The sequence below is a fragment of the Brevibacillus sp. NL20B1 genome (assembly GCF_018195675.1).
GTDB lineage: Bacteria > Bacillota > Bacilli > Brevibacillales > Brevibacillaceae > Brevibacillus > Brevibacillus aydinogluensis.
Window position 1 is genome coordinate 1 of sequence record NZ_JAGTPT010000054.1, and the last position, 1,757, is coordinate 1,757.

The 1,757-nt window shown below is 54.5% G+C and carries 1 protein-coding gene; it reads right to left on the reverse strand.

The genetic code is table 11. The annotated features are described in order from the left end of the window. Positions 1 to 50: 50 nt before the first annotated feature. The gene (ltrA, locus tag KDN35_RS19700; protein ID WP_212133750.1) at positions 51 to 1,310 is read right to left on the reverse strand and encodes a group II intron reverse transcriptase/maturase; all 1,260 of its coding nucleotides are present in this window, start codon (positions 1,308 to 1,310) and stop codon (positions 51 to 53) included. Positions 1,311 to 1,757: the final 447 nt, after the last annotated feature.

Sequence of the window (1,757 nt, forward strand, 5' to 3'; positions counted from 1 at the left end):
TAACCCCCGTCCTCTCACACCACCGTACGTACCGACCGGTATACGGCGGTTCACCAAGCTTGACGAAGTGTGAAATATCGCTGTATCAAACTCATCAGCCCTTGTTGTTGCCAGTAGGCAATACCAAGGGCTTTGTGCATGTGCGGGGATTTTGTTGTCCGCCACGCCCCCTTTCGGGTGTTTGCGATTTCCAGTGCTCTGTTGTGAGAAAATCCAAGCGAACGAAGTTCGCGGTACCTCGTACGAACTCGTTTCCACTGCGTCCATAGACAGAGCCGGAGCCTTCGGCGAATCCATTCCTCTATTCGCAGAAGATGGGTTTTCGCCTCGGCCAGCGCAAAATACCCGATCCATCCCATGAGGTATTGGTTGAGTTTTTGAATCCTCTCCTGCATGGTCATGCTTCGATGTGGGTTGGTTAATTGGCGAATTCGTCCTTTTAACCGGGTGATCGATTTGGGATGCAGACGTATCCGCGCTTCCTTTCCCGGAATAAAGCTAAAGCCGAGGAACTTCCGGTTGCACGGGCGGTCCACCGCACTTTTCTGTTGATTTACCTTGAGTTTGAGAACCCTGGTCAAGTATCGCTCCACACTTGCCTTTACACGTTCACCCGCACGTTTGGAGCGGACGTAGATGTTGCAGTCGTCCGCATAGCGGCAGAAACGGTGTCCCCTTTTCTCCAACTCCTTGTCCAGGTCGTCTAGCAGAATGTTGGCCAACAGCGGACTTAAGGGGCCACCTTGCGGCGTGCCCTCTTCCGTCGTGACACACACTCCGTTGACCATGACTCCGGATTGCAGATAAGCGCGAATTAGTTTAAGAAGGCGCTTGTCCTTCACCTTGCGGGCAACCCGGCTCATTAGGATATCATGGTTGACCCGGTCGAAGAACTTCTCCAAGTCGATGTCGACCACATACCGGAATCCTTCGTTGATGTACTGTTGTGCTTTCCGCACAGCACTGTGAGCACGGCGGCCTGGACGGAACCCGAAGCTGGAGTCGGAGAACTCTGGGTCGAATATGGGAGTCAATACCTGCAGGATGGCCTGCTGGATGAAGCGATCTACCACGGTAGGGATGCCTAGCAATCGTATTCCCCCGTCAGGTTTCGGGATTTCGACCCTGCGGACAGGAGACGGCTTGTAGGTTCCCTTCTCGATTTGCGACCGGATGGTCGCCCAGTGCTGACGAAGGTAGTCGCGCAGTTGTTCGGTTGAAACACCGTCGATTCCCGCAGCACCTCTGTTGGCCTCCACTCGTTTGAGAGCGGCCATGAGGTTGTCCCGTGACAGCACTTTCTCCAGCATGCCCCTGACGATACTCCTCTCTTCGCACACATGTTGCTAAGCTTGCCGTACGATGCTCAGCCCTTCTCTGTACCCTCGGGGCTTCACCCCTACTATTCAGAGGAAGTTCCATTTCGGAATTCTGCTTCGACGCACCGTATCGAAAGGGATTAGAACATGTGTTGACTTGATGTTCGGCCCTTCCTCCTTCGAGCGTCCTCTATCGGAGTACTATGGCCTCTGCTGACTTCTGCATGTTCAGCGCCCCCTCGCGGAGACGGTTGCCAACGGTAGTAGGCGTATCATGCAGACCTCCCCGGGTAAGGACGGTAACTTTCGTCCCATGTACCTGCCCAATTTACTGCTGCACTCCTTGGCTGTATGGGGCTTCACCTTGTTCGGCAGGCTCGCCCGAGTACAACAGCCTCAAATTGGGTTCGTGTACCTCAGGTCAGGACTTTGCCGCCG